General features: G+C 34.2%; 21 protein-coding genes and 1 pseudogene. 21 read left to right on the top strand and 1 reads right to left on the bottom strand.

The features are described 5' to 3' along the window. Positions 1-85: 85 nt before the first annotated feature. The 9 genes and pseudogenes from malQ (at position 86) to rpsU (ending at position 10,462) form a co-directional block, all read left to right on the top strand. On the top strand, positions 86-1,588 hold the full coding sequence (malQ, locus tag GPZ88_RS00365; RefSeq protein WP_166042882.1) for a 4-alpha-glucanotransferase: 1,503 nt from the start codon (positions 86-88) through the stop codon (positions 1,586-1,588). Positions 1,589-1,609: 21 nt separating this feature from the next. Then, positions 1,610-3,874 (top strand): glycogen/starch/alpha-glucan family phosphorylase, encoded by a 2,265-nt coding sequence (glgP, locus tag GPZ88_RS00360; RefSeq protein ID WP_074560560.1) that lies wholly within the window; start codon positions 1,610-1,612, stop codon positions 3,872-3,874. A gap of 167 nt (positions 3,875-4,041) precedes the next feature. Beyond that, positions 4,042-4,860 (top strand): ABC transporter substrate-binding protein, encoded by an 819-nt coding sequence (locus GPZ88_RS00355; protein WP_333492714.1) that lies wholly within the window; start codon positions 4,042-4,044, stop codon positions 4,858-4,860. A 12-nt stretch (positions 4,861-4,872) separates the two neighbouring features. Further along, positions 4,873-5,682, top strand: coding sequence for a transporter substrate-binding domain-containing protein (locus tag GPZ88_RS00350; protein ID WP_157629153.1), 810 nt, complete (start codon positions 4,873-4,875; stop codon positions 5,680-5,682). An 86-nt stretch (positions 5,683-5,768) separates the two neighbouring features. Then, a complete protein-coding gene (locus tag GPZ88_RS00345) occupies positions 5,769-6,878 on the top strand; it encodes an aminotransferase (RefSeq protein WP_166042878.1) in 1,110 nt (369 codons plus the stop codon). 82 nt (positions 6,879-6,960) lie between these two features. After that, positions 6,961-7,782, top strand: a complete 822-nt coding sequence (locus GPZ88_RS00340; RefSeq protein ID WP_166042877.1) for a transporter substrate-binding domain-containing protein — start codon at positions 6,961-6,963, stop codon at positions 7,780-7,782. A gap of 855 nt (positions 7,783-8,637) precedes the next feature. After that, positions 8,638-9,013: pseudogene (locus tag GPZ88_RS00335) on the top strand (pyridoxamine 5'-phosphate oxidase family protein). 191 nt (positions 9,014-9,204) lie between these two features. Next, positions 9,205-10,002: an alpha/beta fold hydrolase gene (locus GPZ88_RS00330; protein WP_039696670.1), complete on the top strand. Its 798-nt coding sequence runs from the start codon at positions 9,205-9,207 to the stop codon at positions 10,000-10,002. Between the two features lie 283 nt (positions 10,003-10,285). Continuing rightward, the gene (gene rpsU, locus GPZ88_RS00325; RefSeq protein WP_000048058.1) at positions 10,286-10,462 is read left to right on the top strand and encodes a 30S ribosomal protein S21; all 177 of its coding nucleotides are present in this window, start codon (positions 10,286-10,288) and stop codon (positions 10,460-10,462) included. Between the two features lie 72 nt (positions 10,463-10,534). On the opposite strand, the gene mscL is transcribed toward rpsU, so the two are convergent. Further along, on the bottom strand, positions 10,535-10,918 hold the full coding sequence (mscL, locus tag GPZ88_RS00320) for a large conductance mechanosensitive channel protein MscL (protein WP_074563973.1): 384 nt from the start codon (positions 10,916-10,918) through the stop codon (positions 10,535-10,537). A gap of 117 nt (positions 10,919-11,035) precedes the next feature. On the opposite strand from mscL, the gene dnaG reads away from it, so the two are divergent. From dnaG to GPZ88_RS00260, 12 genes are all read left to right on the top strand, one after another. Beyond that, on the top strand, positions 11,036-12,844 hold the full coding sequence (dnaG, locus tag GPZ88_RS00315; RefSeq protein WP_074564789.1) for a DNA primase: 1,809 nt from the start codon (positions 11,036-11,038) through the stop codon (positions 12,842-12,844). Between the two features lie 8 nt (positions 12,845-12,852). Then, a complete protein-coding gene (rpoD, locus tag GPZ88_RS00310) occupies positions 12,853-13,962 on the top strand; it encodes an RNA polymerase sigma factor RpoD (RefSeq protein ID WP_024343868.1) in 1,110 nt (369 codons plus the stop codon). Positions 13,963-13,984: 22 nt separating this feature from the next. Next, positions 13,985-14,320, top strand: coding sequence for a metal-sulfur cluster assembly factor (locus GPZ88_RS00305; RefSeq protein WP_166042876.1), 336 nt, complete (start codon positions 13,985-13,987; stop codon positions 14,318-14,320). Positions 14,321-14,469: 149 nt separating this feature from the next. Continuing rightward, a complete protein-coding gene (cps2T, locus tag GPZ88_RS00300; protein ID WP_166042875.1) occupies positions 14,470-15,624 on the top strand; it encodes a beta 1-4 rhamnosyltransferase Cps2T in 1,155 nt (384 codons plus the stop codon). Next, positions 15,614-16,549 (top strand): glycosyltransferase family 2 protein, encoded by a 936-nt coding sequence (locus GPZ88_RS00295; RefSeq protein WP_166042874.1) that lies wholly within the window; start codon positions 15,614-15,616, stop codon positions 16,547-16,549. The genes cps2T and GPZ88_RS00295 overlap by 11 nt, the downstream gene beginning before the upstream one ends. Further along, positions 16,546-17,352: an ABC transporter permease gene (locus tag GPZ88_RS00290; protein ID WP_166042873.1), complete on the top strand. Its 807-nt coding sequence runs from the start codon at positions 16,546-16,548 to the stop codon at positions 17,350-17,352. Before GPZ88_RS00295 ends, GPZ88_RS00290 begins: the two co-directional genes overlap by 4 nt. Further along, positions 17,352-18,572 (top strand): ABC transporter ATP-binding protein, encoded by a 1,221-nt coding sequence (locus GPZ88_RS00285; RefSeq protein WP_133018403.1) that lies wholly within the window; start codon positions 17,352-17,354, stop codon positions 18,570-18,572. The genes GPZ88_RS00290 and GPZ88_RS00285 overlap by 1 nt, the downstream gene beginning before the upstream one ends. Beyond that, positions 18,569-19,888 (top strand): glycosyltransferase family 2 protein, encoded by a 1,320-nt coding sequence (locus GPZ88_RS00280; RefSeq protein ID WP_166042872.1) that lies wholly within the window; start codon positions 18,569-18,571, stop codon positions 19,886-19,888. Before GPZ88_RS00285 ends, GPZ88_RS00280 begins: the two co-directional genes overlap by 4 nt. After that, positions 19,885-21,663 (top strand): rhamnan synthesis F family protein, encoded by a 1,779-nt coding sequence (locus GPZ88_RS00275; protein ID WP_166042871.1) that lies wholly within the window; start codon positions 19,885-19,887, stop codon positions 21,661-21,663. Before GPZ88_RS00280 ends, GPZ88_RS00275 begins: the two co-directional genes overlap by 4 nt. Beyond that, positions 21,647-24,115, top strand: a complete 2,469-nt coding sequence (locus GPZ88_RS00270) for an LTA synthase family protein (RefSeq protein WP_166042869.1) — start codon at positions 21,647-21,649, stop codon at positions 24,113-24,115. The genes GPZ88_RS00275 and GPZ88_RS00270 overlap by 17 nt, the downstream gene beginning before the upstream one ends. A 73-nt stretch (positions 24,116-24,188) precedes the next feature. Further along, positions 24,189-25,874, top strand: coding sequence for a hypothetical protein (locus GPZ88_RS00265; protein WP_166042868.1), 1,686 nt, complete (start codon positions 24,189-24,191; stop codon positions 25,872-25,874). Next, on the top strand, positions 25,871-26,797 hold the full coding sequence (locus GPZ88_RS00260) for a glycosyltransferase family 2 protein (RefSeq protein ID WP_166042866.1): 927 nt from the start codon (positions 25,871-25,873) through the stop codon (positions 26,795-26,797). The genes GPZ88_RS00265 and GPZ88_RS00260 overlap by 4 nt, the downstream gene beginning before the upstream one ends. The last annotated feature ends 71 nt before the right edge of the window (positions 26,798-26,868 follow it).

Below are 26,868 nucleotides of genomic sequence, written 5' to 3'. Positions count from 1 at the left end.
TATTTTTTTGCAAAAAATGATTGACTTACGCAAACGCTTGCGTTATAATTTGCAGTGTAAAGATCGTTGATAAAGGAGAAAACATATGGAAAAACGTGCAAGTGGTGTACTGATGCATATCACATCATTACCCGGCAAACAAGGGGTGGGAACATTTGGTCAAGAAGCTTATAACTTTGTTGATTTCTTGGTTGAAACTGACCAAACATACTGGCAAATCCTACCATTAACAACGACAAGTTATGGTGATTCCCCTTATCAATCATTCTCAGCAACAGCTGGGAACACTCATTTAATTGATTTAGAATTGCTTTGTAAACAAGGCTATTTAACAAAAGAAGACTATGAAACTGTTAACTTCGGTGATGACTTAGAAAACGTTGATTATGCTCGCATTTTTGAAGCTCGTCGTCCAATTTTAGAGAAAGCAGTTGCAAAATTTATGCAAAGTGCTGACAATCAAAAAGCTCTAGCAGAATTCGAAAAAGAAGCGACATGGGTGAAAGATTATGCTGAATTCATGGCTATTAAAGAATTCTTTGGCAATAAAGCTTTGCAAGAATGGGATGATAAAGCGGTTGTTCGTCGCGAAGAAGCAGCTCTTGAAACTTATCGTGAAAAACTAAAAGACGTTATCACTTACCATAAAGTCACTCAATATTTCTTCTACCAACAATGGGCTGATTTAAAAGCTTATGCCAATGAAAAAGGTATTAAGATTATTGGTGACATGCCAATCTACGTTTCTGCTGATAGCGTAGAAGTTTGGACAATGCCTGAACTTTTCAAAGTTGATGCTGAAAAGAACCCACTTTGTATTGCTGGTGTTCCTGCGGATTCATTTAGTGATGATGGTCAACTTTGGGGAAATCCAATTTATGATTGGGAAAACCACAAGAAAACAAATTATGCTTGGTGGGTTTACCGTATTAAAGAGGGGATTAAGCTCTACGACCTTCTTCGTATTGACCACTTTAAAGGTTTCTCAGATTATTGGGAAATTCGTGGGGATTACGAAACTGCAAATGATGGTAGCTGGCAACCTGGTCCAGGACGCGCTTTGTTTGATGTCGTACGTGACGAGCTTGGCGAACTTCCTATTATTGCAGAAAACCTTGGTTATATTGATGCCAAAGCTGAGCAATTGTTAACTGACACTGCTTTCCCAGGTATGAAGATTCTTGAATTTGGTTTCTATGATACCGAAGGTAAGAGTATCGATGCTCCACATAACTGCAATAAAAATAGCGTTGCTTATAACGGCACACATGATAATGAAGTGGTTAATGGTTGGTATGACAACTTGACTGATGAACAAAAAGCATTTGTTGATGCTTATACACATCGTCATGAAGACGAACCAATCACACAAACAATGCTTCGTACTTTGTTTGCAACGGTTAGTGATATTGCAATTGCGACTATGCAAGATATTCTAGACAAACCAGCTGAGTCTCGCATGAACATTCCAAATACTGTTGGTGGCAACTGGCAATGGCGTATGTTAAAAGAAGATTTGACAGATGAACGCAAAGCATTCTTGAAAGACATTACTGCACTTTATTGCCGCAAAAATACATTTAAATAAAAAAGAAAAAGGGATATTATAATGACAACTAAATTTACAGATTACGTAACTTCGAAAGGCCAAAAACTTGCTGAATTGAGCAATGAAGACATCTATGTAGCGCTTTTGCACTACGTTAAAGAATTAGCTGCAGAAAAACCAAAAAATACTGCAAAACGCAAAGTTTACTACATCTCTGCTGAATTCCTTATTGGTAAACTTTTGTCAAATAACTTAATTAACCTTGGTATCTATAAAGATGTTAAAGCTGAACTTGCTGCAGCTGGTAAATCAATTGCAGAAGTAGAAGACGTCGAACTTGAACCATCACTTGGTAACGGTGGTCTTGGACGTTTGGCATCATGTTTCATCGATTCAATGTCAACTCTTGGTATCAATGGTGAAGGTGTTGGACTTAACTACCACTGTGGTCTATTCAAACAAGTCTTCGTTGATAACCAACAAGAAGCAGAAGCTAACTACTGGATTGAAAAAGATTCATGGCTTGTGCCAACTGATATCAGCTACGATGTTCCATTTAAAGACTTTACACTTAAATCTCGTCTTGACCGTATTGATGTTCTTGGTTACAAACGTGATACTAAAAACTACTTGAACTTGTTTGATATTGACGGGCTTGACTATGGTTTGATTCATGATGGTATTTCATTTGATAAGACTGAAATCAAGAAGAACTTGACACTCTTCCTTTACCCAGATGATTCAGACCGCAATGGTGAATTGCTTCGTATCTACCAACAATACTTCATGGTATCTAATGCTGCACAATTGTTGATTGATGAAGCTCTTGAACGTGGTTCAAATCTTCACGATTTAGCTGACTACGCTTATGTTCAAATCAATGATACTCACCCATCAATGGTTATTCCTGAGTTGATTCGTCTTTTGACTGAAAAACATGGTATTGAATTTGAAGAAGCTGTTTCAATCGTGAAAAGCATGGTTGGTTATACTAACCACACAATCTTGGCTGAAGCGCTTGAAAAATGGCCGCTTGATTACCTCAATGAAGTTGTCCCTCACTTGGTAACAATCATTGAAAAATTAAACAAACTTGTTGCTAGCCAATATTCAGATCCAGCTGTTCAAATCATTGATGAATCAGGTCGTGTTCACATGGCACACATGGACATTCACTTCTCAACTTCAGTAAATGGTGTAGCTGCTCTTCACACTGAAATCCTTAAAAACAGTGAATTGAAACCATTCTATGACATTTACCCTGAAAAATTCAACAACAAAACAAACGGTATCACATTCCGTCGTTGGCTTGAATTTGCTAACCAAGATTTAGCGGATTACCTTAAAGAGCTTATCGGTGATGAATACCTTACTGATGCTACTAAGCTTGAAAAATTACTTGCTTATGCGGACGATGAAGCTGTTCATGCTAAATTAGCTGAAATTAAACACAATAACAAATTGGCGCTTAAACGTTACCTTAAAGATAATAAAGGTATTGAACTTGATGAAAACTCAATTATTGATACACAAATCAAACGTTTCCATGAGTACAAACGTCAACAAATGAATGCCCTTTATGTCATTCATAAATACCTTGAAATCAAACGTGGTAACCTACCAGAACGTAAAATTACTGTTATCTTTGGTGGTAAAGCAGCACCAGCATACATCATTGCACAAGATGTTATTCACTTGATCCTTTGCTTGTCTGAATTGATTAACAACGACCCAGAAGTAAACAAATACCTAAATGTTCACTTAGTTGAAAACTACAATGTTACTGTAGCTGAACACTTGATTCCTGCGACAGATATTTCAGAACAAATCTCTCTTGCTTCTAAAGAAGCTTCAGGTACTGGTAACATGAAATTCATGCTTAATGGTGCTTTGACGCTTGGTACAATGGACGGTGCCAACGTTGAAATCGCTGAACTTGCTGGTATGGATAATATTTATACATTCGGTAAAGATTCAGATACAATCATTGATCTTTATGCAACTCAAGGTTACGTAGCAACTGATTACTATGAAAATGATCCTGTCATCAAAGAAGCAGTAGACTTTATTGTTAGTGATGAATTGGTTAAACATGGTAATGCTGAACGTCTTGAACGTCTCTATAATGAATTGATTAACAAAGACTGGTTCATGACATTGATTGACCTTAAAGAATACATTGCTGTTAAAGAACAAATGCTTGCTGATTACGAAGATCAAAAATCTTGGATGACTAAAGTTATCAAAAATATTGCTAAGGCTGGTTTCTTCTCATCAGACCGTACAATCGAACAATACAACGATGAAATCTGGCACAGCAAATAAGATTAAATAGAGTATAAACAAGAACGCGAGGTTGATAAAAAGACCTCGCGTTTTATGTATATACAGAAAAAATACAAAAATAATGAATTTTTATAAAAATAGGGTTGACAAATGTATAAATATTAAATAAAATGTATACATATCAAAAAAGAAAAGAGAAAATGACTATGAAAGTAAGTAAAATGTTTGGTGGGTTAGCTCTTGTTGCTTCAGCTTTTCTATTGACAGCTTGTGGCTCAGGAAATCAAAAAGATACATCAGTTTCAGATATTAAAGATAAAGGAACTCTTGTCGTTGCTATGAATCCAGAATTCGCTCCATTTGAATTTAAAACTTTAGTTGATGGCAAAGATACTATTGTTGGTGCGGATGTAGAGATTGCAAAAGCTATCGGAGAAGAGCTTGGTGTTAAAGTGAAATTCTCTTCAATGTCATTTAACAATGTTTTGGCAAGCCTTCAATCAGGTAAAGCTGATGTGGCTATCTCAGGTATTTCAGCAACGCCTGAACGTAAAAAAGCTTATAATTTCTCAGAAGCTTATTACGAATCAGAAAATGTTGTATTGATTAAGAAAACAGACGTTGATAAATATACAAAAACAAGTTCATTAGCTGGTTTGTCTGTCGGAACTCAAAAAGGATCTATCCAAGAAAATGTGGCTTCTGAACAATTGAAAGGTTCAAAAGTTGTTGCTTTGACACAAAATGGCGAAATGATTAATGAATTGAAAAATGGTCAAATCCAAGCAGTTGTCCTTGAAAAACCAATTGCAGAAGGTTACGCTGCTAATAACGATGATTTGACAATTGCCAATATCAAGTTGAAAAATGATGACGCGGATGCTTATGCTGTAGCACTTCCTAAAGGTGACGACAAATTGACTAAAGAGGTCAATAAAGTTATCAAAGACTTGAAAGATTCAGGAAAAATTGATCAATTTGTTCAAGAAGCATATGCTTTGTCAACTAGTGAATCAAGTAACTAAGGAGAAAATGATATGAAGAAGTTTTTAGGAGGTTTGTTTCTACTTTTAGCATTAGGAACGATGACAGCTTGTTCAACGTCAGGAACAAGTCAAAAAAGTATTCAAAATAAAGGTAAAATCGTCATCGCGACGGAATCAGAATTTGCACCTTTTGAATTTAAAACTTTAATTGATGGAAAAGATACCTTGGTTGGTGCAGATATTGAACTAGCTAAGGCAATTGCTAAAGAATTGGATGTTAAAGCTGATTTTTCAGTGATGTCCTTCAATAACGTTCTCGCTTCTGTGACTTCTGGTAAAGCTGATATCGCTATTGCGGGAATTTCAGTGACAGATGAACGTAAAAAAGCTTACGAGTTCTCAGATGCTTATTATGAAGCAGAAAATGTCGTGATTCTTAAAAAAGCTGATTTAGCGACTTATACAAGTTTTGAAAGCTTGGCAGGAAAATCTGTTGGTGCACAAAAAGGGTCAATTCAAGAAAACATTGCCAAAGACCAATTACCAAGTTCAAGTCTAGTTTCACTAACTTCAAACGGTGAAATGATTAATGAATTGAAAAATAATCAACTTCAGGCAGTTGTGCTAGAAAAAGCGATTGCTGAGGGCTATATTTCTCAAAATCCTGATTTAGCCATCGCAGATATGCCATTGAAATCAACTGATACAGATGCTTATGCGGTAGCCTTTGCTAAAGGAACTGATAAAAAGTTAATTGCTTCTGTGAATAAAGTTATCAAGAAAGCTAAGAAATCAGGTGAGTTTGATGCTTGGATTGAAAAAGCTTCAACTTACACGCAGAGTAGTTCTGAATCAGAATAATGAAGTGAAAAGAAACTGAGGGTTATTGCTCTCAGTTTTTCCTTACGAATGGTAAAATAATCTTAGAAAGTCAAAAGAGGTAAGCGATGAAATTACCACGATTTGGAGTCGAAGAATGGCTCAATAGCCACGAAAGAGAAGCTGTGTATGACATTGCAGGTGTGTCAATAGAAGCTCTAACATTGCAAGAATTATTTGAATTGACTGGGGAGTCTGAAACGTCTTTTTATCAGGAATTACTTGCTAAAAAATTAAATTATGGCTGGATTGAAGGCTCGCCAGAATTTAAAAAGGCGGTCAGTCAATTATATGAATCTGTGACTGAAAATCAAATTCTCCAAACCAACGGTGCCACGGGTGCCAATATGCTGGTCTTGTATGGTTTGATTGAACCTGGGGATCATGTGATTTCTTTGTATCCAACTTACCAACAACTTTATGATATTCCAAAATCTTTGGGAGCGGAGGTTGATTTATGGCAGGTCCGTGAAGAAAATAAGTGGTTACCAGATTTAGCAGAACTTCGTCAATTGATTCGTCCAAATACCAAAATGATTTGCATTAATAATGCCAATAACCCGACGGGTGCTGTTATGGATGATGATTATCTGCGTGAACTAGTCGCTATTGCTAGATCTTGCGGAGCTTATATTTTGGCTGATGAGGTTTATCGTCCTTTTACGGACACAAAAGTTTCGTCGATTATTGATTTGTATGAAAAGGGAATTTCGGTAAATAGTCTTTCTAAGACCTTTTCACTGCCAGGAATTCGTGTCGGCTGGGTGGCCGCTTGTGATAAAGTAACTGATATTTTGCGTGATTATCGCGACTATACCATGATTTGTGCGGGTGTGTTTGACGATATGGTTGCTAGCTTAGCTTTGAAACATAAGGACGTAATTCTAGAGCGTAATCGCAAAATCATCAGACAGAACCTTGAAATTCTTGACCAATGGATAAAAAAAGAGAAAAAAGCTTCCTATATAAGACCAGCAGAAGTACCAACCTCTTTTGTAAAATTGGAAGTCACTTGTCCGATTGAAGAATTTTGCCTGACTCTGCTCAAAGACTACGGTGTTTTATTGGTTCCTGGGAACCGCTTTGACCGAGAAGGTTATGTCAGATTGGGATATTCATGTAAAAAAGAAACTTTAGAAAAGGGATTAGAGTTATTATCTTTATGTTTGAATAAATAATTGAATTTTTATTCAAAAATCGTTGACTAATCGCAAAAAAATGGATAAAATAGAGATAATGTTAAGAGAAGAGAGAATAAATATGAAAATTAAAAAGCTTGTTCTAGGGGCACTTGCATTTGTCTCTGTTTTTGCCTTGGCAGCTTGCGGATCTTCATCAAATGAAAATTTGCAAGAAAAAGTGGTTAAAAAAGGTAAACTAGTTGTTGCAATCAGTCCAGACTATGCACCTTTTGAGTTTAAAGCTTTGGTTAATGGCAAAGATACTATTGTCGGTGCTGATGTTGAGTTGGCGAAAGCTATTGCTGACGAACTTGGCGTTAAACTTGAATTGTCTTCAATGAGTTTTGATAACGTCCTTTCAAGTCTTCAAACTGGTAAAGCTGATATTGCGATTTCTGGTTTGTCAGCAACTAAGGAACGTAAAAATGCTTACGATTTCTCAGACCCGTACTACGAAACTGAAAATGCCATTCTTGTCAAAACAAGCAACCTTGATAAATTCACTTCAATTAGTAGTTTGTCAGGTCTTAAAGTAGCTGTTCAAAAAGGAACAATTGAAGAAGGCTTGGCTAAAGAACAATTGAAAGATTCAAAAATCATTTCTTTGACAGCAATGGGTGAGGCTATTAACGAATTGAAATCTGGTCAAGTCCAAGCAGTTGACCTTGAAAAACCAGTTGCCGAAGGGTACCTTTCACAAAATTCAGATTTAGCGCTAGCTAATTTTGCATTGAAAACAAGTGACGGTGATGCTAAAGCTGTAGCAATGCCAAAAGGTAGCGGAAAACTTGTCAAAACGGTTAATAAAGTTATCAAAAAATTAGCCAAAGAAGATAAATATAAGCAATTCATTTCAGATGCTGCACAACTTACAGGCGATGCGGTTGATGAAGATGAATAAATAAAGGAGGCTGGGACAAAGTACCCAGTTTCTTTGTTTACATAGTGATTATTTACAAGGTCAACAATCTGGCGATAGATTGTTGGAGGTCTCTGTCAAGAAATATTAAAACAGCGATTACTGACTTTATTTTCCCATGCACAATTGATTAAGCACTTTTTGACGTAGATTTCCAACCTCAAACAATTTTCAATTGTTTGAGCAATCAATCACTGCTGAGTGGGTCCTAATGTGCTGATAAATCAGCTTTTACAACCCTTTTTTGACATCAAGTTGCGCTTGACTTCATTTCCCACCTCAAAATGGTTCCCCAAACCTTTTTGATGTCAAGCTTCACTTGACTCTATTTCCCACCTCAAAAGCTTCCCCAAGCTTTTGAGTCATGCGGGGGTGAGTTATAAAGGTTCGGAGAACTTTTATAATCGGGAAATAAAGCTTACGAAGTAAGTGTCAAAAACTATCTTGGAATAGACCGTTTTAGGTCAGTAACAAGAAATTGAGGCTTGCTGAGAAATCAAGTTTCTGCGAAACTACTGATTCGCTTTTTAATTTTTAGGCTCATGAATAAAGTCTGTAGTGGAGACTTTATTTGTCTCACTCTCTTTTATATCCCCCCAAAAAAAACGACCACCATTGGCAGTCGTTCTTAGGAGATTATGAAAAAGAAAGTTTATTAGGATTGTCTATAGTATAGAGGGAGATTCTTAAAAAATCATAATTATCATGCCAGAAAATTTTTAATTATAAAAGTTTACTTGTAGCATAACTGAAATCATTTCTTTAAATTGAGATGTTACAATGACCCTGAGTTGAAGCGTGATTTAGCTCAAAATATGAACACAGAGGATATTTCTTATGTTTACTGAGACTTTTAAAAATGTTTTAAATCATGAGGGTGTTGTTTCGATAATGTCGTGGGGTGAAGAAATGCCGCATGTTACGTGCACTTGGAATTCTTATCTTGTTTTAAAGGGAGATAATCGGATACTCTTGCCAGTAGCGGGGATGCATAGTACAGAAAAGGATTTAAAGGTTAATCCGAATCTTATTCTGACATGTGGTGCTCGTCAAGTAGAGGGATTTAACGGCTATCAAGGGACGGGGGGTTAGAATATTAGGAACGGGTAGATTGGTCAATGAGGGCGCAGAATTTGACGAAATGAAAACAAAATTTCCATTTTTGCGAAGTGTCTTGGAACTAACCGTTACAGAAGCAAAACAATTGCTATAATAATCACACGTGGTAAAAGCTGATTGGTGCTGATTTAGTCATCAGTTGGCTTTTTTGTCAAGGTTACCATTTTGCAATTTTATTTTGAATATGATATAATGAAAAGAATAATACTATTATCAGTAGTGCAACAACAAACAACACGCAACAGGTGGGGTATACAGTTAAAACGGAATGTAGGGTGATAGATTATGAAGAAAATGCAGATTGATAATCCCAATGGAAGTATTGCTTACTGGAAATCAGATGTCTTTGTTTTATCCAGAGATACTCTGTTCTTTCTTCATGGATTGACAGCAGATCATACGATGTTTGAACAACAATTTTTATTTTTTGAAAATGATTATAATATCATCGCATGGGATGCACCAGCACATGGGGAGTCTCGCCCTTACGTCTCTTTTACCTATGGTGAGGCTGCAAATGCCATAAAAACAATCCTTACTGAATGTGGTATATCGCAGGTTATTCTAATCGGACAGTCTATGGGCGGGTTTATCTCGCAGGCGTTCATAAGGCGATATCCAGAAATGGTGAAGGCCTTTGTATCCATTGACTCATCACCGTATGGCAATTACTATTCAAAATCTGATATGTGGTGGCTACATCAAATTGAGTGGATGGCAAAATTATTCCCTGAGAAATTATTGAAATCATCTATTGTGAAGAAAAATACTATCACGAAATGGGGTCGAGAAAATATGGCAACAATGATTGCCAAGTATGATAAAGCGGAGCTGTGCCATCTCATGGGAATTGGATATGCAGGGTTCCTAGAAGATAATCAAGAACTGTCTATACCTTGTCCGACACTTTTGATAGTAGGTGAAAAGGATACCACAGGTAAGGTGAAAGCCTATAACAGAGAATGGTCTAAAAGAACAGGATTTCGGTTAGTTTGGATTGCTGATTCTGCCCATAATTCCAATGTTGATAATCCTGTAACAGTGAATAAACAGATTGCCGCTTTTCTTAACACTTTGAGATAACTGTCGAAATGCCAGAAGCAAGAAAAATACATACTAAATAACAAAAAGACGACTGCATTTCTGCAGTCGTCTTTTAGGAGATTATGAAAAAGAAAAGTTTTAGGATTGTTTATAGTATAGTGAAGGAACCTTAAAAAAATCATAAGTGTGATGGAAATTTTGCTGAAAACATTTTTTAAATTTTTATGGCATTTAGCGCGTGTAAGGATTGACTTTTTTTGATAAATTAGGTATCCTAATAGAGAACGTGTAAATGTTACAATATCTTGAGGAGGTGAAACATATGTCAAAAACAGTAGTACGTAAAAACGAATCACTTGACGATGCACTTCGTCGTTTCAAACGTTCTGTGACTAAAGCTGGGACTCTTCAAGAATCACGTAAACGTGAATTCTACGAAAAACCATCTGTAAAACGTAAACGCAAATCAGAAGCAGCTCGCAAACGTAAAAAATTCTAATTAAACATTAGATACAAAGAAAAGAGGCGCTAAGCTAGGCGTCTCTTTTTATGCTTTAACGATTGATAAAGATTATTTTTCTTTCAACAAATCGCGAATTTCTGTAAGAAGTTCTTCTTGAGTTGGAGCGGCATCTTCGTTTGCTTTTTCAGTTTCTTCTTTCTTAGTAAGAGCAGCAGCGGCGTTAGCAGCTTTGACGATGAAGAATAGTGTTGTACCAACAATAAGGAAGTTGATAACAGCACTTAGAAAACTACCATAAGCGACACCATTCCAAGAAAGGTCAGCTATTTTGGCAACACCAGCAGCTTTTAGAGCTGGGTTTAAGAAAAGTGGTGTAATGACATCATTAACAAGTGATGTTACGATAGCGTTGAAAGCAGCCCCCATAACAACAGCGACAGCGAGATCAAGAACGTTTGCTTTGAACAAAAATTCTTTGAGTTCTTTAATCATACGAAAAACCTCCTGTATGTTTTATTAGTATTATTATACCAAAATTATGTGCTAAAGTCTGGTTTTTGAGAATTTACAAATCTGAATCAAAATGGTATAATGAAATACAAAACTAAAATGGGAATAGTGCGTGGAGGTGATCTTTTGGCAATTGACAAAGAGTTAATTACCGAGATAAAAAATAGCGTTAATATTGTTGATGTTATTGGCGAAGTGGTCAATCTTACACGTGCAGGACGCAACTATATAGGATTATGTCCATTTCATAAGGAAAAAACGCCATCTTTTAATGTTATTGAAGACAAGCAGTTTTTTCATTGTTTTGGTTGCGGAAAATCTGGGGATGTTTACAAGTTTTTAGAGGAATATCATCAGATTAGTTTTTTAGAGAGTGTTCATCGTGTCGCTGAACGTGCTGGAATTCCTTTGCAGGTTGAAACACAGCAAGCACAAGCAAAACCGCAAAATCCTAACCAAGTTCTTATTGATATTCATAAGGATGCGGCTAAGTTTTACAATGCTGTTTTAAAAACAACCAAAGAAGGTCAAGAAGCGAAAGCTTATCTAGCGCAACGTGGTTTGACGGATGAATTGATTGATTATTTCAATATTGGATTGTCGCCAAATGAGCCTGATTTTCTTTATCAATCTCTTGCAAAACGTTATGAAGAGAATGCTTTGATGGCTTCAGGTCTTTTTAATTTGTCTGAACGTACCAATCGAGTTTATGATGCGTTTCAAAATCGTATCATGTTTCCTTTGACGGATGATAATGGTCAGGTGGTTGCTTTTTCTGGGCGTATTTGGACGAAAGAGGATTTAGATAGTCAGCAAGCTAAGTATAAGAACACAAGGTCGACAGCTTTATTTAATAAGTCTTATGAATTGTATCATCTTGATAAAGCTCGTCCGGTTATGTCTAAAAAACATGAAGTTTACTTGATGGAAGGTTTCATGGACGTTATTGCGGCTTATCGCGCTGGTATTGAAAATGCTGTTGCCTCGATGGGTACGGCATTAACACCTGAGCACGTCAGACATTTAAAACGATATGCTAAAAAAGTTATTTTAACATATGATGGTGATAATGCTGGGCAGAATGCGATTGCTAAGTCTTTAGAGCTTTTAAAAGATTTTAATGTTGAAATTGTGCGAGTTCCTGAACAGATGGACCCAGATGAGTTCATTCAAAAGAATTCACCTCAAGCCCTAGCTAACTTGCTTGAAAATAGTCGCATTAGCAGTACTGAATTCTTTATTCATTACTTAAAACCGGAAAATAGTGATAATCTCCAGGCTGAGATTGCTTATGTGGAAAAAATTTCTAGGATTATTGCACAATCGCCGTCAATTACAGCACAAAATTCGTATATTAATATGGTGGCTGATTTATTGCCTGACTTTGATTATTATCAAGTTGAACAGTCGGTAAACAGCGAGCGACTTCAAAATCGTTCAGCTCTTCAGTCGGAAGCTGCTAAGCAAAGAGTGACGGTCGTTGAATTGCCAATATCAAAGAATATCTCTGCGATTATGAAAGCAGAGAGTCAATTGATGCAACGGTTGTTGACGCATGATTATCTTCTTAATGAATTTAGAAATCGGGAAGAATTTACCTTTGATACCCAAGAATTGCAGACACTTTATGATTTGTTGATGCAACAAGGTGAGGTGACTTCCTATGATTTAGCGCAGCTAGATGACCGAACGCGGCAGATGTATTATCAAGTGTTAGAAGAAAATCTACCAGAAGATGTTGCCCCTAATGAAATTGAGGAAATTATTCAAAAACGCAATCGCCTGCTCCAAGAAAGAGATTTGCAAAAGCAAAGTAAGTTAATTCGTGAATCTAGCAATCTTGGGGATGTTGATGCAGCACTTGCGGCTTTGGAAAATCTCATTGCTCAAAAAAGAAAAATGGAATAGAGGAAAATATGGCAAAAGAAAAAGAAATTACTACTTTTAATGTTCAAGTTGCAGAATTTATTCGTAATCATAAAAAGAACGGAACAGCTGTCGATGACGAAGTGACAGAAAAATTGGTTATTCCATTTTCACTCGATGCTGATCAAATTGATGATCTTTTGGAACGTTTGACAGACGGTGGTATTTCAATTACTGATAAAGAAGGTAACCCATCAACAAAATATGTGGTTGAAGAACCAAAACCTGAAGAACTAACTGACGAAGAATTGCTTGGTAGCAACTCTGCTAAAGTTAATGACCCAGTTCGTATGTACCTTAAAGAAATTGGGGTTGTGCCTTTGTTGTCAAGCGAAGAAGAAAAAGAATTGGCAGTTGCAGTCGCAGCGGGCGATCTTCAAGCAAAACAACGTTTGGCAGAAGCTAACTTGCGTTTGGTTGTATCTATTGCAAAACGCTATGTTGGACGTGGTATGCAATTCCTTGATCTTATCCAAGAAGGTAACATGGGATTGATGAAAGCCGTTGATAAATTTGATTACTCAAAAGGGTTCAAATTCTCAACTTATGCAACATGGTGGATTCGTCAAGCTATTACACGTGCGATTGCTGACCAAGCTCGTACAATCCGTATCCCTGTTCACATGGTTGAAACAATCAACAAACTTGTTCGTGAACAACGTAACCTTCTTCAAGAACTTGGACAAGATCCAACGCCAGAACAAATTGCTGAACGTATGGATATGACGCCTGATAAAGTTCGTGAAATCTTGAAAATTGCTCAAGAACCTGTCTCTCTAGAAACACCTATCGGTGAAGAAGATGATAGCCATCTTGGAGATTTCATTGAAGATGAAGTTATTGAAAATCCAGTAGACTACACAACTCGTGTTGTTCTTCGTGAACAACTTGATGAAGTCTTAGACACATTGACTGACCGTGAAGAGAACGTCTTGCGCTTGCGTTTTGGTCTCGATGATGGTAAAATGCGTACATTGGAAGATGTTGGTAAAGTCTTCAATGTGACGCGTGAACGTATTCGTCAGATTGAAGCTAAAGCACTTCGCAAACTTCGCCATCCGAGCCGTAGCAAACAGCTCCGTGATTTTATCGAAGATTAAAAAATAGTCAAGAGGTTCGCTTATGTCTGAACAAAAATATACAGAAGAAGATGTCGCAAAGATTAAAGATTGTATCCTTGAAGCTTTGGAAACAGTTATTGACCCTGAATTAGGGATTGATATTGTTAATCTAGGGCTTGTCTATGAGATTCGATTCGAGCAAAATGGACACACTGAAATTGATATGACCTTAACAACAATGGGGTGCCCACTAGCGGATCTTCTTACCGATCAAATTCACGATGCAATGCGTGAGATTCCTGAGGTAACTAATACTGAAGTCAAATTGGTATGGTACCCAGCTTGGTCAGTTGATAAAATGAGTCGTTATGCCCGCATTGCTTTGGGAATTAGATAAAAGATGACACCAGTAGAAATGCTGGTGTTTTTGTGTGAAATTTCCACCAGATTACCTATATTCTCAAGAGGCTTTCGTTTTTCCATCGCCAGCTTATTTAAAATATGGTATAATATTTTTGATTGTATTTTAGAATGGAGAAGTGTGCTATGCAACATGTATTCATCATCGGAAGTCGAGGTTTGCCTGCAAAGTATGGTGGCTTTGAGACTTTTGTTGAGGAGTTGGTAAAAAATAAGCAGAGCTCAGATATTGTTTATCACGTCGCTTGTTTAAGTGATGATAAACATCATACGCATTTTAAATATGAGGGCGCAGATTGTTTTACCATCAAGGCACCTAAAATTGGTCCAGCACGAGTGATTGCTTATGATATGATGGCAATTACTTATGGACTTCAAATGGTAAAAAGATCTGGTATTGAACACCCTATTTTTTATATTTTGGGTAACACAATTGGGGCATTTATTGCACCTTTTGTTTGGAGAATTCACGCTCTTGGTGGGAAAGTTTATGTCAATCCAGATGGTCTTGAGTGGAAACGCTCAAAATGGTCAAAACCGGTTCAAGCTTATTTAAAATATGCTGAAAAATTGATGGCTAAAACAGTTGATTTGGTTATTTCAGATAATATTGGTATTGAAAACTATATAAAAGAATCTTATCCAGATGCTAAGACACGTTTTATTGCTTATGGAACGGATTTGAAAAAATCAACTCTAACAGCTGATGATTATAAGGTTAGAAAATGTTTTGATAATTGGAAAACTAAGGAAAATGGCTATTATCTGATCGTTGGCCGATTTGTGCCAGAAAACAATTATGAAACAGCAATTCGTGAGTTTATGAAATCAAATACAAGACGTGATTTGATTATTATTTCTAACCACAAAAATAGTGCTTATTTTGATAAATTGAAACATTTGACAAACTTTGAACGTGATCACAGGGTTAAGTTTGTTGGTACGGTGTATGATCGTGATTTGCTGAACTACATTCGTGAGAACGCTTTTGCTTATATCCACGGTCATGAAGTTGGTGGAACAAATCCTGGTTTGTTAGAAGCTCTAGGACATACCAAGTTAAATCTTGTGCTTGATGTGCCTTTCAATAAGTCAGTTGCAGGAGCAAGTGCTTTTTATTGGAATAAAACATCAGGTAATCTCTCATGTTTGATTAATGACGCCGATGGTCATTATGATTTTACGGAATATGGTAATCGTGCGCGTGCCATTGTTAAACAAAATTACACATGGGAAAAAATCGTTGGAGAGTACGAGGGACTATTTTTAAATGAAGATTAATATTCTCATGTCTACCTACAATGGTGAACAATTTTTGGCTGAACAGATTGAAAGTATCCAGAAACAAACAGTCAAGGATTGGACTTTGTATATTCGTGATGATGGCTCTAGTGATACGACACCCGAAATTATTAAGCAATATACGCAGTTTGATTCACGTATTGTTTTTATTAATGCTGACAACCGTGAAAATTTTGGTGTTATTAAAAACTTTTATACCCTTTTAAAACATAGCAAAGCCGATTACTATTTCTTTTCTGATCAAGATGATATTTGGTTAGAAGATAAATTGGCAGTTACTTTAGCAGAAGCAGAAAAGTATGATAGTCAGAAACCTTTATTGGTTTATACAGATTTGAAAATTGTTGACCGAGATTTAAATGTTTTACATGAAAGTATGATTAAAACACAGTCTGATCATGCCAATACTGAGTTGGTTCAAGAATTGACTGAAAACACAGTAACTGGCGGTACAGCAATGATAAATCATGCATTGGCTGAATTGTGGACATCAACAGAAGATTTGTTGATGCATGATTGGTATCTTGCTTTGCTTGCTAGCGCTTTAGGTAATCTTGCTTATGTTAATTACCCAACGGAATTGTATCGTCAACATGATGCTAATGTATTAGGGGCGCGTACATGGACTAAACGCATGAAAAATTGGATTAAGCCTCATAAATTAGTCGAAAAATATTGGTGGTTGATTAATGCTAGTCAAACTCAAGCACGTTTTTTATTAGATTTAGCATTGACCCCTGAAAAAAGAGACTTGGTTGAAAATTTCACAACTATTATGGACAAGCCACTGATTCAGCGAATTAAAACCTTGAATCAGTATGGCCTACGCAAAAATCGTACCTTCCATACGCTTGTGTTTAGAACATTAATTATTACCAAATTTGGTTATAGGAGAAATAAATGAAGTTCTTTAGTAAAGAAAATAAAATCTTATTAAAAGAAATGGTAAAAACGGACTTTAAGCTTCGTTACCAAGGAAGTTTAATTGGGCATTTGTGGTCAATTTTAAAACCATTAATGCTTTTCACAATTATGTATTTGGTGTTTATTCGTTTTTTGAGATTAGATGATGGAACACCTCATTATGCAATTGGTGTGCTTTTAGGTATGGTAACATGGTCATTTTTCCAAGAAGCTACCAATATGGGGATGGTTTCAATTGTAACTCGTGGTGACTTATTACGTAAATTGAATTTTTCTAAGGAAATCATTGTTATCTCTTCAGTAGTTGGTGCAGCTATTAACTATGGTATTAACCTTTTAGTTGTATTTGTTTTTGCACTAGTTAATGGTGTTCACTTAAGTTGGAACTTTTTAGTCATTATTCCATTGTTTATTGAATTAGCCATGATATCAGCGGGAGTTGCTTTTATTCTTGCAGCTTTATTTGTCAAATATCGTGACTTGGGACCTATTTGGGAAGTTGTAATGCAAGCTGGAATGTATGCTACACCTGTTATCTATTCATTGACTTTTATTATTCAAAAAAATCAGTTTACCGTAGCAAAATTAATGATGCTAAACCCACTTGCACAAATCATTCAAGATATGCGTCATTACATTGTTTATTCAGGTAGCATGCGTGGTTGGGAGTTATATAACAATCATATTTGGGGAGCTATTCCTTACATCCTTCCAGTTTTAATTCTTATTGTTGGATATTCAATTTTCCATAAACATGCTAAGAAATTTGCGGAGATTTTATAATGTCAGATAAAGAAATTGCAGTAAAAGTTGATCATGTTAGTAAATATTTTAAACTACCAACTGAAGCAACTCATAGTTTACGTACAGCTCTAGTTAATCGTTTTAAAGGAGTCAAAGGTTATCGTGAGCAACATGTCTTAAAAGATATTTCATTTGATGTTCACAAAGGAGATTTCTTTGGGATTGTTGGTCGTAATGGTTCTGGTAAATCAACACTTTTGAAAATCATTTCACAAATCTATGTTCCAGAAAAAGGAACAGTTACGGTTAATGGTAAAATGGTGTCATTTATTGAGCTTGGAGTTGGTTTTAACCCTGAATTGACAGGACGAGAAAATGTCTACATGAACGGTGCCATGCTTGGGTTCACAACTGAGGAAATCGATGCCATGTATGATGACATCGTTGAGTTTGCTGAGCTAGAAGATTTCATGAATCAAAAGCTAAAAAACTACTCAAGTGGTATGCAAGTTCGTTTAGCGTTTTCAGTTGCCATTAAAGCTCAAGGTGATGTGCTCATTCTTGATGAAGTGCTTGCCGTAGGTGATGAAGCTTTCCAACGTAAGTGTAATGATTATTTCATGGAACGTAAAGAAAGTGGCAAGACAACAATTCTTGTTACCCACGATATGGGAGCAGTTAAGAAGTATTGTAACCGCGCTGTTCTTATTGAAAACGGTTTGGTTAAAGCATATGGTGATCCGTTTGATGTTGCCAACCAATACAGCTACGATAATACAGCTCCTTTGAAGGAAACTCAGAAGGAACAAAATCAAGGTGATAGTGCTGAAAAAGTAAAACCAAAGGTTGAAAATTTCAAGCTAGAATTATTATCTTCTAATCAGATTACTCCAAATGATGATATTAATTTTAAAATTGAGTATGATGTGATGGAAGACGTTGAAACATATATTGGACTATCGTTAACTGATATTGATCGTAATGTATGGATTTATAATGATAACACATTGGATAATAAGACTAAGGAAATTGGACATAAAACAGCTTATTATTCATGTAAATTATCTTCAGTCAACAATTTGAAATTAAAATTGGAAGTGACTGTTAGAGACGTTGATGGAAACATGCTCGCATTTACGGATGCTACAACAAATCCTATTATTGTAATCAACAGAGATGATATTGCATCGGATGATATTTCTGCTTTAGATTCTGCAACAGGTATAATTCAAAGAAATGGAACTTGGAAGTTTAAATGAGTGAGACTTTAGTATCAGTTTTAGTAACTTGTTATAACCACGAAAAATACATTGAACAGTGTTTAAGGAGTATATTTAACCAAACTCATAAGAATATTGAATTAATTGTATTAAATGATGGGTCAACAGATAATTCAGGTCAGGTTATTAAGGAAACTCTTAAAGATTCTCCCTATAACAAAACTCATTATTTCGTTCATGACAATTCAGGAGTGGTAAGAACCAGAAATAAGGGCTTACAATTAATAAATGGTGATTTTTTTCTTTTTGTAGATAGTGATGATTATCTTGAAGAAAATTATGTTTCAGAATTATTGCACAGTCTTGAAAACAATGATGCTGATATTGCATATTGTAATTTAGTAAATCCTGAAAATGGTGCTGTGGTAGTACAAGCTAGAGATTTTGATTTAAATACATTCTTAGTTGGTAATTATATTTCGTCGACTTCATTAGTTAGAACATCTGTTTTAGGTGATGTAAAATATGACGATAGCATAAAACAACTTGAGGATTATGATTTCTTTTTAAATCTTGTTTTAGTAAGAAATGCAAAACCTATTGCTAATCATAGTACGTTTTTAAATTATCGAGTTTTTGATGTTTCACGCTCAGCAAGAGGTGACCTTCTAAAATTTTATGAAGCATATATTTATATATTGAATAAGTATCAGACAATTGCTAGTGATGAAATAGAACGTGCAATTGGTATTCATTTTGATAAAAATATTAATTTAGCTTTTGAAAACCAATATGTAAAAATCTATTATATTACTGATGGTGAAAATTTTAGTGAAGATAAAGTTCTTAAATTTAAGTTTGAAGAGAATGGATGCGTGCTGTTCAATCTTCCAGAAGAAGTAACTACAGTTAGAATTGATTTGTCTGAGTTACCTAGTTTTTATAAGCGAGTTGCTTTGATTAATCAGGAATCTGATACAGAAATTTTACCAAGTTACTCAAATGGCGATATCATTGGGAATTATGTGATGTTTAAAGGTTATGATCCTCAATTGATTTATGATGTTTCTACATCCACTCAAAAAACTTTTAAACTAATTTATGAAATGTTTAATGTAGATGATATTAACCGGGATGATTACATTGCTAAAACTCTTTCTCAAGATTTATTACATTTACAAAAGCAAGTTAAAGAATTAGAATCATATAGAATTAATTACAAACAAGTGAATGATGAAAGAAACTATTATAAACAGGAACTAGAGAAAATGATTGTTGCTTATAATTCAGTTACACATTCACGACGTTGGACAATTCCTACTACTATTATTAATTTTTTTAGGAGAAAAAAATGAAACGTTTATTATTGTACGTCCATTTTAATAAGTACAATCATATTAGTTCACATGTGTATTACCAATTGACAAAAATGCGCCCACTTTTTTCAAAAGTGGTATTTATTTCAAATAGTTCGATTAATGATAATGATTATCACAAGTTAGTTGAACATCGATTGATGGATTCTTTTATTCAAAGAGAAAATATTGGTTTTGATTTTGCTGCTTGGCGTGATGGTATGACTGCAGTTGGATTTGAAGAGCTGGCTACTTATGATTCTGTCACAATTATGAATGATACGTGTTTCGGTCCGTTGTGGGATATTAAAGATTACTATCTTGAGTATGAGAGTGATGATAGTGTTGATTTCTGGGGGCTAACAAATAACCGTGCTACTCCTAAATCTCGCTATACTCAAGGTTTTCGCGAGCATATTCAAAGTTATTTTATTACATTTAAAAAATCTGTTATTGTTTCTCCAGAGTTTAAAAATTTTTGGGAAAATGTGAAAAACTATACCAATGTTCAAGATGTTATTGATAACTACGAAACACAAGTAACGACAAAATTCTTGGATGCAGGATTTAAATATAAAGTCATTTTTAATACTGTAAATGAAGATGCAAGTCACATGTTACACGCTGATTTTTCCTTTTATCATCCAACGGCAATTTTAAGTCATAGAGTGCCGTTTATTAAAGTTAAGGCAATTGATAATAATCAGCATATTACTCCGTATCTTTTAGATGAGATTGCTAAACAATCGGACTATCCAGTAGATTTGATTGTTTCTCACATGTCTGAGATTAATTTCCCAGATTTTAAATATCTTTTAGCACGTAAGTATCTGCAACCAGCAATCGGAGGTTCTTTAGCTGGGAAAAAAATTGCGGTACATCTTCATGTCTTTTATGTTGACTTATTAGAAGATTTTTTGGATGCTTTTGAAAACTTCCATTTTGTTTATGATTTGTTTATCACAACAGATAATGCTACTAAAAAACAAGAGATAGAATCTATTTTACGTAGTAATGGCAAAGATGCTCAAATTTTTGTAACTGGAAATGTTGGTCGTGATGTCCTTCCAATGTTAAAATTAAAAGACTATTTGTCAGATTATGATTATATCGGACATTTCCATACTAAAAAGTCTAAGGAAGCAGATTTTTGGGCAGGTGAGTCTTGGCGTAACGAACTGATAGATATGCTTATCAAACCTGCTGACAATATTTTGGCTAACTTTGATAATGATAAATTGGGTATTGTTATTGCAGATATTCCAACTTTCTTTAGATTTAACAAGATTGTTGATGCATGGAATGAACATTTAATTGCCCCTGCAATGAATGATTTGTGGCAACAAATGGGGATGACTAAAGCGATTGATTTTAATAATTTCCATAATTTTGTCATGAGTTACGGTACATACGTTTGGTTTAAGTATGATGCATTAAAACCATTATTTGATTTAGGATTAACTGATGAAGATGTTCCTGCTGAACCACTACCTCAAAATTCTATTTTACACGCTATCGAACGTCTTCTTATCTATATTGCGTGGAATGAACATTATGATTTTAGAATTTCTAAGAATCCAATTGATATGACGCCGTTTGTAGATAACAAATTATATAATGAACGTGGTGATAGTGCTCCGCACACTTACGTAGACTTCACATACATGGGTGGTATAAAAGGTGCCTTTAAATATATTTTTATTGGCCCAGCTAGAGCCGTTAAGTATATTATTAGAAGGAGTTTGGAGAAAGTGACGCATGATAGAAAAGGTTAAAACTGCTTTTTGGGAAATAAATTGGTTGAAATACTTGCATAAAATTTTGTTATCAACATTTGCATTTTATATTTCTTTGGCAATTGATGGCTACAGTATTTTAGCTGAAAATAATATTTTAAACAGTTATTCAGTTGTAAATCACTTTTTTATTATTTCAGGAATTTTGTCGATAATTGGTTTTTCGACTTATTTGATAATTGATTTAAACTATAAATCTTTTTTTAATTTATTTTTTGGGTTTATTGCATATCTGATTGTTTCCTATTTTTTATTGATTACACGAAATATAAATAATTCTGACTTCAATGTTTGGAAACTCACGGATAATCACTTTTTTGAATATCGTGGATTAATAGTTGTTGTTCTAATAACTATATTGAGTTTTATTATAAAAAGTATTTTAGATAAATTTTCATTAAAAGATTTATATGGTGCTTTTTTTCAAGAATATTATAAGTCATATAGTACTATTTATTTTTTGATAGTTTTTATTATTTTGTCGGATAGTAAACTAATTCCAATTATTTCAAAGACTGTTTCAGATGGTAAAATTGCTGATTTTGTTCCAAAATTAACATTAAATATTTTTCTTTCATTTATAACATTTTATTGTATAGTAAGAATTGTCTATAAAGCTATAGAAGCAATCAGGAATAACAATCCCAATTTTTATTTGTCTGCAGCGACTAGTTTGTTATTCGGGGTGATTTTCAATTATACACTGCAGTATGGAGTAAAAACTGAGGGAGCGCTAATGGATATGTTTGTTTTTCCTGGAGCAACAGCATATCAAATTACTTTTATCTTTGTCTTTTGTATAATTGGTTATTTAATTATAAATAGGTATGTAATTACTACTTTTTTAGAGATTGTTTTTTGGGGTGTTATCTCACTAGTGAATTATTTGAAGCAAAAAATGAGGAACGAACCATTACTTGTATCTGATATTAGTTGGCTTAAAGAAGCAAAACTTTTGACAAAATATATTGATGGAACAATTATTATTTATGCATTGATTGCAATTGTTTTTTTAATAGCTACAGCTGTTTTTTTACGAAAGAGATTTTTATCTGGTAAAATAATATCTAAAAAAAGATATAGGGGGATTGGAATAGGAATTGATATAGTTGCAATTACTTTCTTCTCTATGATAATGGTCAATGAGAGTGATGGTATTATAAATAATAATATTCCAATTCTTTCACAATTGAATAATAACTATAATGTATTCTGGTTAGGTAATTCTGTTCATGCAACCTATCGTTCTCTCGCATACGTATGGACTAAAGAATTAACATTTCCAGTAATGGAAACACCAGATGGTTATAGTAAAGAAAAAATTCAAAAAATTGCTAAGAGGTATCAGACTGAAGCTGAGAAAATTAATGCTACTCGAACAGAAAAAATATCGGATCAAACTGTCATATATATATTGAGTGAGAGTTTAGCGAATCCTAATAGAATTCCGGGAATCACTACCTCTGAAAAAGTCCTTCCGTATATTGATGAAATAATCTCTAATACAACTAGTGGTTTGATGAAATCAGATGGGTATGGTGGGGGAACTGCAAATATGGAATATCAGACGCTTACAGGATTGCCAATGTACAATCTCTCATCTAGTATGACTTCTTTAACTACTGAAATTGTTCCAGAAATGACTTATATTCCTTCAATTAGTGATTCTTTTAAGAAAAAGAATAGAATTGCAATACATTTGGGTGATGCTCAAACCTATTCAAGGATAAATATGTATAATAAAATGAACTTTGACCAATTTATTGCTGGTCAAAATGGAACAATGAAAGCTAAGAACATTGTTGCTCTTGGACATTTTCCTAGTGATAACTCAACATACTCGACGCTTTTAGAAAACATTAATTTTAGTGAAAATCAATTCTTTTCTGTCATTACCTACCAAAACCATGTTCCTTGGTCTTATGATTATGACAAATTAATAACAGTTGCAGCAGATAAACTATCGAACGAAGAAATTGAACAGTTAACAAATTATGTAAATCTTTTACATCAAACAGATATTGATACAAAAGATTTATTGGATCAGTTATCCAATATTGACAAAAAGATTGTTGTAGTCTTTTATGGAGATCATTTGCCAGGATTGTATCCTCAATCATTATTTGATACAAATAGTCAATTGCAGTATAAAACTGATTATTTCATTTGGAGTAATTATCAAACTAAAAAAATGGATTATCCTTACGTAAATTCAAGCGATTTTTCTGCAGAACTACTAGAATATACAAATTCTAAGGTTTCTCCATATTATGCATTGTTGACAGATGTGTTAAAATATTCTAGTGTTGATAAAAAGATACTCGATGAAAAAGGAAAAGAAGTTGCAGATGACTTGAAATTAATTGAATATGATCTTAGTCAAGGGAAAGGTTATATCACTAATTATAATGGATTCTTTGAGATGAATTAGAAGTGGAGCTTAAAAATTGAAAAGGTTAAATACTATTTTGGATAAATTGATTAAACACAGTTATTTTACTTTATTGATTTATTCAATCCTGTTTACTGGAATATCATATATTTCAATAAATACAACGAGCCAAATATACGATTATTCTTTTCATTTGGCCAGAATTATTGGTTTAGCACAATCTATTCAAAACAATGATTGGCTGCCCAATCTAAATTTTTTATTTTTAAATGGAGCAGGATATGCTGTTCCAATGTTTTACGGAAATTGGATGTTTTATATACCTGCTTTGGTGTTCTTAGCAACTAAAGTAGGTACACTTGCATTTACTAGTTTCGTTTTTCTTCTAACATTAGCGACATCCTTTACCAGTTATTACGCAGCATCTAAAATAACTGGTAGTAAAAATAGAGCGCTTGTATTTGCTATTGTTGCTCCTACTCTAACTACTTATTTTGGTTTTGGTATGACAGCAGTTGTTCCTCTAATACCATTACTTATCTATGCTATTTATAAAGTGCTCTACTTAGATGATTTGAATCCAATTCTCTTATCAGTGGTCGTTGCTTTATTAGTTCAAACTCATATAATTTCAACACTTGTTCTAGCAATTGCTTCACTTATTTTGGTAATATTGAATATTAAAAGATTAAATTTCAAGAAAATAGTATCTTTTTTTAGTTCAATTTTTATAGCAGTTTTGCTGAGTCTAGGTTTTATCTTCCAATACATAGAACAGAGCCAATCACAAGTATTTTTTGTAAATTGGAAATTAAGGGATTTTCCGTTTCCAACAGCAGCTTTGATGACATCTGAAAATATAATTCAAATAGTAAAGAATTACTATTTTCCTTTATCATTGATTATTTTGTTAATTACTTTTATATATTTTAAAAAAATTAATACATTTTCTAAGCAGTTAGTTTTACTTTCGACCATTCTATTGGTAAGTTCAAGTGAAATTTTACCTTGGGAAAACTTTTTAAAATATTCATTTTTGGCTGTTTTTCAGTATTCAACTAGATTGATTTATTTTTTACCATTTTTTATTTTTATGGCGATTTGTTTTAGTGCTCCGAAAAAGTTCTCAATTATAGTTGTTTTTTTACAGCTTTTTGTATATCTTTTTACTAATCCATTTGCTTTTTTGCCGAACTCATCAAATTATGCTAAAAAGTATGGATTGATTGATAGTAATATAAATGTCATGAGAAGTCAGAATAGCAAAGCAGTAAATGCTTTTACAAATCCAACACTGACCACTTATGATACATCAGGTGACGAATATTTGAATCTTGATATTAATCATGAAAATGCTAGAAATGGAGTAATTAACCAGTTTGTTTATAATGAAAATTTAGTTCAACTTAATAATATTAAACAAGGTTACAATAATTTAGAATTTGATGTTGAAATGTCATCTTCAAATGAACAAAAAATAGTATTACCAAGAATATGGTATAAAGGTTATTCAGCATATTATAGCAATGGTATAAAAGGGACTCAACCTAAAATTGAGTATAATAATTTATCTTTTGAAGAAAAGAAACAATATGTAGAAGCTAGAAAACCAGATATTACTAAAAAAGCACTTTTTGATGGTAGAGCAGTGATTAAAGTAAGTGGTAGTGGTCATGTCAGAGTAACCTATCAGAAAACTACTTTGCAAGTAATCGGTTTCTTATTAGAATTACTTAGTTTTATTATTGTTGGAGCTTATGTCGTAGTAAATTCTTTCAGATTGAAGGTGAATAAATGAAAAAACTATCTATTGTTGTTCCTTGTTATAATGAGCAAGAAACAATCTATCCATTTTTAGAAGAAACTCAAAAAATTGAAAGTAAAATGAAGGACCAATTGATTTTTGATTATATCTTTGTCAATGATGGTTCAAAAGACGAAACCTTAAAGGTTCTTCGAGATGTTGCTAGCCGTTTTGAAAATGTTCATTATTTGTCATTTTCACGTAATTTTGGTAAAGAGGCTGGTTTGTTAGCTGGACTTGAGGCTGCAGATGGTGATTTTATCACTGTTATGGACGCCGATTTACAAGATCCACCTGAGTTGTTGATTGAGATGTATCAAAAAATCAACGAAGGTTACGATGTTGTAGGAACGCGTCGTGCTGATCGAAAGGGAGAACCAGTTATCCGTTCTTTCTTTTCAAAGATGTTTTACAAAATTATCAATGCTGTTTCTGATACAGAGATGGTTGATGGTGCGCGTGATTTCCGTTTGATGACTCGCCAAGTTGTAGACAGTATTTTAGAACTTGGTGAAGTTAATCGTTTCTCAAAAGGAATTTTCTCTTGGGTTGGATTTAACGTAACGTATATCGCTTATGAAAATCGCGAGCGCGTGGCTGGTGAAACATCATGGAGTTTTTGGAGCTTATTCAAATACTCTATGGAAGGGTTTATTAATTTTTCTGAAGCGCCATTGAATCTTTCACTATGGGCTGGGTCAGTTTCATTTTTAGCTTCTATTCTTGGAATTCTATTTATCATTATTCGCAAACTCACAATTGGTGGTAGTGTTTCAGGTTGGGCAAGTTTGGTTTGTATCATTTTGTTTATTGGTGGTATTCAGTTGCTTGCTTTAGGGATTATCGGAAAATACATTTCTAAGATATTCCTTGAAACTAAAAAACGACCAGTATATATCGTCAAAGAAAAAGGATAAAATTTAATATTTTATAAATTTTTTTAGCTGTTTTTCCGAATTAATATAGTGTACAACATTATATTATAAAG

It is taken from the genome of Streptococcus ruminicola (assembly GCF_011387195.1).
Classification (GTDB): domain Bacteria; phylum Bacillota; class Bacilli; order Lactobacillales; family Streptococcaceae; genus Streptococcus; species Streptococcus ruminicola.
The sequence above is the reverse complement of the archived record's forward strand: the minus strand, read 5'-3'. Positions and strand labels throughout refer to the sequence as shown.